Source organism: Ruegeria sp. HKCCD7628 (assembly GCF_057221005.1).
The window spans coordinates 43,452-49,451 of record NZ_JBWVBA010000017.1; the positions used below are offsets into that span (position 1 = coordinate 43,452).

Genomic DNA, 6,000 nt, shown 5'->3' on the forward strand with positions numbered 1-6,000 from the left:
ACTGTTCAGTCAAATTGTTCATCTGGCGTAGCGGGTTGGTTGCACGGTTTTTTGACTCTGGCGACCATTTTTTAATCATCGCCCGCAAACTCTTTTCGGCGTTTAGAAACAAACGCTTAGTACCTTCCAAACGGCAATAGGGCAGTCTTGGGCACATGAGCTTCACCTTTTGGATAAGGGGTGAGTCAAAAATGTACGAACTCAATCAAAAAAGAGAATTCTACATCGCAAACATGCCCCTTAGCTTGTCAAAGGAAAGGCCATTCTCTAGGACCAAAGACAACCTAGGTTTGATTGAGTGAAACCAACATGCAGATTACTCCCGTTCTTTTGTGCGGAGGCTCTGGAACCCGCTTGTGGCCGCTTTCCCGCAAAAGCTATCCAAAGCAATTCGTGTCCCTGATCGGGGACAACACCCTGTTTCAAAGCTCGGCGCTGCGATTGTCCGCTGACAACGATCAGCTGCAATGCACCGCACCAATGGTTCTGACCAACTCGGACTTTCGCTTTATCGTGACCGAGCAATTGCAGGCCGTTGGCATTGACCCCGGTGCCATCCTGATCGAGCCCGAGGGCCGCAACACTGCCCCAGCCGTTCTGGCTGCCGCCCTTCATGCGCATGCTGAAAACAAAGACGCAGTGCTGTTGGTTGCACCGTCCGACCACGTCGTTCCTGATGTCGCAGCATTTCACGCTGCTGTGGCACAGGGTCTGGATGCGGTGGCGCAGGGGCAACTGGTGACATTTGGCATAACGCCGACACATGCGGAAACGGCTTATGGATACCTGGAACTGGCTGAACAACCCGGCACAGACGGCGCCACTGTTCCTTTGAAGCAATTCGTGGAAAAGCCCGATGCCGAGCGGGCGGCTCAGATGTTGGCGGCTGGAAATTTCAAATGGAACGCCGGTATCTTTCTGTTCCGCGCGACCGATATCATTGCAGCTTTCGAAAAACATGCGCCAACGCTGCTGGAGCCTGTGCAAAAAGCGCTGGACGTCGCTAAACCTGACCTGGGCTTTCTGCGTCTTGCAGCTGAACCATGGTCGAAGGCCGAGGATATCTCGATCGACTATGCAGTCATGGAAAAGGCGGACAACCTAGCCGTGGTTCCGTTTGATGCAGCCTGGTCGGATCTGGGCGGCTGGGACGCGGTATGGCGCGAAAGCGGGCCAGATGCCGACGGAGTCGTGACCACCGGAGATGCCACCGCCATCGACTGTCATGACACTCTGCTACGGTCGGACAGCGACAGGCTTGAGGTCGTGGGTATCGGGTTGAACAATATTATGGCCGTTGCGATGAATGATGCGGTGCTGGTGGCAGACAAATCCCGCGCGCAGGATGTCAAGAAAGCCGTTTCCGCGCTTAAGGCCAAGGGGTCGGCGCAAGCCACCCAATTCCCCAAGGACCATCGGCCTTGGGGGTGGTTTGAGAGCCTGGTTGTGGGTGACCGCTTTCAGGTCAAGCGGATACTTGTCCATCCCGGCGCGTCATTGTCGCTGCAAAGCCATGTCCACCGGTCTGAGCATTGGATCGTGGTCGAAGGCACCGCAAAAGTGACAATCGACGACGAAGTAAAACTGGTGACCGAGAACCAGAGCGTTTACGTACCGCTCGGCTCGGTCCACCGGATGGAGAATCCGGGCAAAGTGCCCATGGTACTGATCGAAGTTCAGACCGGGGCCTATGTCGGCGAAGATGACATCATTCGATACGAAGACGTTTATGCGCGGGACTGATCGCATCAACTTGACGGCAGCGCGGTATTGAAGCGCTGTCAGTTTCACAGGTTTTTTGAATGACAGATTTTAAAGCGCTTGCAACCGAGCATTCCGAGAGGAATTCGGCCGATTTGGCGGGGCTTCAGAGCTAGTCGGCATCAGGACCGCGGAGGTGCACGGCATGTGTTGAAAGTGTGTTTTAAATCAGAGATTTATATTAACTTCACCGAAAATTTTAGGAGCCTTGGAAATTACTACAGGAAGTCGTTTATGCCGAACGGCAGAGGTACAGTCGTCGGTGGCATCCGGGCTTTGAATTAGTTGTTAAAACAATCCCGGATGATCTGGTTACCGTCCGTATCTATGGCGCCCGTATCGAACTTAATTTGCGGTGCCAAACGCGGGCGAGTGAAGGCAATCGAATCAAAGGTTTGGGCTGAGATAATCAAATCGCCAAACCAAGGGGTATAGTCCAGAAACGCCTCGGTCATGAGTAACGTGTCACCCTCAGCAAAAAGCGGGATCCGGTCCGCGTAGAAGATCATCTGCGCATTTGTAAGATCCGTCAGCCCGTCGGTCGACTCGGACCAACAGAATTCCAAAACACGCTGCGCCTGATCCGCGCAATCTGCCGTACACTCGACCGTCGACATCCTGAGTTCGGTTGGATAGCTGTTGTTTGTCAGAAACCTGTAAATGCTGTCCATACCGTCGAAATAACTTGAATCGATGAAATTGTCTTCCCGGCTGACCATGTCAGATACAGTATAGGCTGCCTTAGACTGCAGATACGTAACCCGTATCGCATCCTGCACAACGATACCTCCGGCCGTCAAAAAGATCAGAAACGGTAACACCATTCCCATCTCGACAAGCGCGGCACCGCTTGTATCTGCTTTAAGGCGGGCAACAGCGCCAGACACGGCGCGGGCGTAACTGTTCAACTGGTTAAACATGTCAGAAAGGCTCGTTCACAAAGGCTGATTTGGACACAAGGGCGAAATTCCCGAACTCGTCATACCGCGGCAGCGATCGCAGCGCGTTGATCGGGGGAAACAATGAGCCCTGAATCAGGCAGGCCCGCGCCACCATCAACTGGTTCTCGATTCCAGTACTGAAATCAATTGGCGGCATATAACCGTCTTCCGGTGTCGTATCGAGGCAATTGGTTTGACCCAGATCCAAGTTCCACACCGATCTTTCTACCTCGCGCACCTGCAGCAACAGGTTGTCCGAACAATTCCAAAGGATGAAACGCGCCAAGGGTTTGGCACACATAGCATCTTTGACCTTTTCGTGATCCGGATCGGGAATCAATCCGAGGCGTAGCTCGCGAAAAGTCTGGTCCGTCACACGATCCAGCGAGATCTGGCGCATCTTCAGAAAGCTGAACTCAAGCGTCATATAGCAGATCAACAAAAGCAGCGGTAAGCAGAACGCATATTCGACCAGCACTGCGCCAGCTTCGTTCTTTCGCCAATTTCGAAGTCTGGTCATAAAGCCGCCGTTCGCATTGGATTCTGGTTGTTGCGATACGGCCATATTTTTGTCGTTACGAATGGTAGTCATGATCAAAACCCTCCGCCCTCGCTACTGTGTCAATCGCAAGCGGTTGATCTGCCGCGCGATCGACTCAAAGGCCGAGGCAATATCGAGGCTATTCACGTCATAGAAAAAGGCGGGGGACGAGGCACAGTCCAAAAGAGTGGCATCGCCCTGCGCATAGGTATCCATGCCGATGGTAAAGATAGTGATACCACTGTCCTTGGCCGCCTGACAGATCGCGGAGGTACGAGGGTTCTTCGTCGTGTTTAGGGTTGATGTGACGATCCGATTATAATGGTTGTTGGCCGATCGCCGGGTATCCGCTGGCGCAAGTATGTCGATTACAAATCGGCGTACTGGCATAGCTGCCCAGACCTCTGGCCAAGTCAAACGGACGGCTCCTCCGCCTGGCGACGTGCTCCAGAAGTTACCCGGGACGTGATAGTAATCAAATGGCCCGCGACGGTTCCTGAAATAGGCATACCTGTTCGTTCCTGGCACGTTGAATACCGGCGAATTGCCACTGCGAAAGGGGGGTTTGATGTCGTAGCTCTGCGTATTCTCACCGTCTGACATCACGATCAGATATTTTACCGTATCGGCGCTGGTGAAGTCATCAGGAACGTTTCGTGCGGCCGGAGCGGCTAAGTATTCAAATCCGGCAGTTCCTGACAAGGATGACAAAACCGGTCTCAACGACGGATCCAACATGGCAGCGCCCCATTTCGTCGCCATTTCAATCGAAGTGAAACCGTAAGGCTGCATTGCTCGGATACGCGCCTTAAGAACTTCGGGATCCTCCGCCCATGGAACAATGTCACGTACAGTAGAGTCAGTTGGGCAAACTGCGCCAAACTGAGTGACATCGCTGCCAAGCCCTCGGGCGTCATGGTGCGCTGTTCTGGACAGGGTCGTATCTGTAGGGATGGCTGTCGTTTGGTAGTCGGAAGCGTTGCTGAAGGTCACGCAGTTCGAAGTGGAATGCTCGGAACTGACCGTGAAGTTGCTAAGCAATGCTTCACCGACGGAAACCTGGGTTGCAAATGGAACGAGTGAAATCGTTGTGTTACCTGGCTGACCCGGGCGAGGTTGGACAGCGTCTACGAATGCTTGGGCTGCTGGAATCAACAAATCCATCCGAGACGGCGTGGCAGCTGGCCCGCTGGTAGCCCCTGGCGCCCACGACATCGAACCGGAATTGTCCAGGGCGACCGCAATTTCCAGATCCTGGCGCGACTCTGTTGCAGCACCAACAACGGGTACATCCCATGACTCCCAACCCACAACTTGTGTTAGATAAGCCGGAACTTCTTCGCCCGCAGTAATTCTAACCGTCCGTTCAGTTGGCGTGTTTACTATCGAGACATTCTTCAGGTTGGCAGCAAGCCCTGCTTTTTCAAAAAAATCCTCGACCAGATCTTCAGGATCCAAAACCTGCTCAAGATCCGCCGAAGCAAGGCTGGCCGCGTCCGTCGTATTTTGCAGTTTGACCCGAACATTCTCGGTCAGCGCAAGCTCCAGCGCAAACCCAATAAAGGCAAGCATCGGGATGATCATCATGGCGACCAAAACCAGAACCGCACCCTCGGACTCGCTACGGAAACGGGCCATCAATCCACATGCGTCATCACTGGTTTGCTGGCTTCGCTTTATCGAAATGAAGACCGATTTTCCTTCGGTCAAATCTTCAAAATCTGTACCCATCTGAACAACTCATAACTGGTGGAACCGCGAACAATTTGAAAAAGCAGTTAATAACTTACACCAAAATGAACTTAAAATGAACTGGAAGTGAACGAATTTTGTCAATTTTGGGACACATTCTTTTAATCGGATAGCTTGTACCATCTTCAAACCCGAGACTCTGCGGCGTCGTCATATCCGGCGAGACGAGTACTCGCGAATGCTATCCTAGCGGTATGTGTGCCAAGTTTTCTATTGTATTTCAGAAGCTTGAAACGCTGCTGTGCTCGCATTATTTTTCCGAACCAAACAACCTACTTGTTTGGTTTAGTTGATTAGAGGCACGGAAACTTGGTGTCACACGCTCTAAGCTACATGTCTTTCATCGCTGACTATGGTCATTTTTGAACATGAATTGGTGAACCACATACCAGTTACTCACTTATTGTTTCCACCAAGCTTGAAATTCATTTTTTAGCACTCAGTGATTAATCGATTCTGAGCCCTCTAACTCTGAATCGTTACGGCGGGATCCCGGTTGCTGATCCTGACCGGCTGCCACATCGATAACCCGACTCGCGCGGTTCGGTCGCGTAGGTTGTTTCGAACAAGCAGAAAATACTTACGCAAACGTCATTGAGCTATGCAGTTTCACTTCGCTGACGGTGCTGACAGTACCGACGGAGACTGCGGGTTGGTTTTTCTTCAGGAGAGAGAGAATCGACGACTACGGTGGTTCGTTTTGACTCTGTTAGTGTGCCTATCTTTGCTGTGTTGCGTAGCACCGCCGTAGCACCACGCTCCAACACGTCAAATGCAGAAAACGCCTCTTTGGGCGTGTAGGCTATTGTTCTCTGGCACTAGAGATTGGTTTTGGGATTAGGGTTTGCGCCTCTGACCTTCAGGTTATGCGGCTGACGAGGTGAAGACGTTAAGCAATTGATCCGGGGGATCAATTGTAGTCTGAACGGGCGTTTTGAGATTTTCTGACCCTAGAGATTGGTTGCGGGAGCAGGATTTGAACCTGCGACCTTCAGGTTATGAGCC

Annotated in this window: 4 protein-coding genes; 1 reads left to right on the forward strand and 3 read right to left on the reverse strand. The window is 52.2% G+C overall.

Translation table 11 applies throughout. The features are described from left to right. The first annotated feature begins 309 nt into the window (after window positions 1–309). Window positions 310–1,743: a mannose-1-phosphate guanylyltransferase/mannose-6-phosphate isomerase gene (locus AC2TAD_RS21065; RefSeq protein WP_480870291.1), complete on the forward strand. Its 1,434-nt coding sequence runs from the start codon at window positions 310–312 to the stop codon at window positions 1,741–1,743. Window positions 1,744–2,042: 299 nt separating this feature from the next. Here the strand turns inward: AC2TAD_RS21065 and AC2TAD_RS21070 are convergent, their stop codons facing one another. Genes AC2TAD_RS21070 through AC2TAD_RS21080 form a run of 3 tightly spaced genes read right to left on the reverse strand, consistent with a single transcriptional unit; the run spans window position 2,043 to window position 4,974 of the window. After that, complete coding sequence (locus AC2TAD_RS21070; RefSeq protein WP_480870294.1) at window positions 2,043–2,681, reverse strand: TadE/TadG family type IV pilus assembly protein; 639 nt, start codon at window positions 2,679–2,681, stop codon at window positions 2,043–2,045. Between the two features lies 1 nt (window position 2,682). Beyond that, window positions 2,683–3,294: a TadE/TadG family type IV pilus assembly protein gene (locus AC2TAD_RS21075; RefSeq protein ID WP_480870297.1), complete on the reverse strand. Its 612-nt coding sequence runs from the start codon at window positions 3,292–3,294 to the stop codon at window positions 2,683–2,685. Between the two features lie 21 nt (window positions 3,295–3,315). Continuing rightward, window positions 3,316–4,974 (reverse strand): TadE/TadG family type IV pilus assembly protein, encoded by a 1,659-nt coding sequence (locus AC2TAD_RS21080; protein WP_480870300.1) that lies wholly within the window; start codon window positions 4,972–4,974, stop codon window positions 3,316–3,318. Window positions 4,975–6,000 lie beyond the last annotated feature (1,026 nt).

Bases quoted from the DNA above. Each gene is read 5' to 3' on its own strand.
- AC2TAD_RS21075 (WP_480870297.1), bottom strand. From the start codon at position 3,294: ATGACTACCATTCGTAACGACAAAAATATGGCCGTATCGCAACAACCA.
- AC2TAD_RS21070 (WP_480870294.1), bottom strand. From the start codon at position 2,681: ATGTTTAACCAGTTGAACAGTTACGCCCGCGCCGTGTCTGGCGCTGTT.
- AC2TAD_RS21065 (WP_480870291.1), top strand. From the start codon at position 310: ATGCAGATTACTCCCGTTCTTTTGTGCGGAGGCTCTGGAACCCGCTTG.
- AC2TAD_RS21080 (WP_480870300.1), bottom strand. From the start codon at position 4,974: ATGGGTACAGATTTTGAAGATTTGACCGAAGGAAAATCGGTCTTCATT.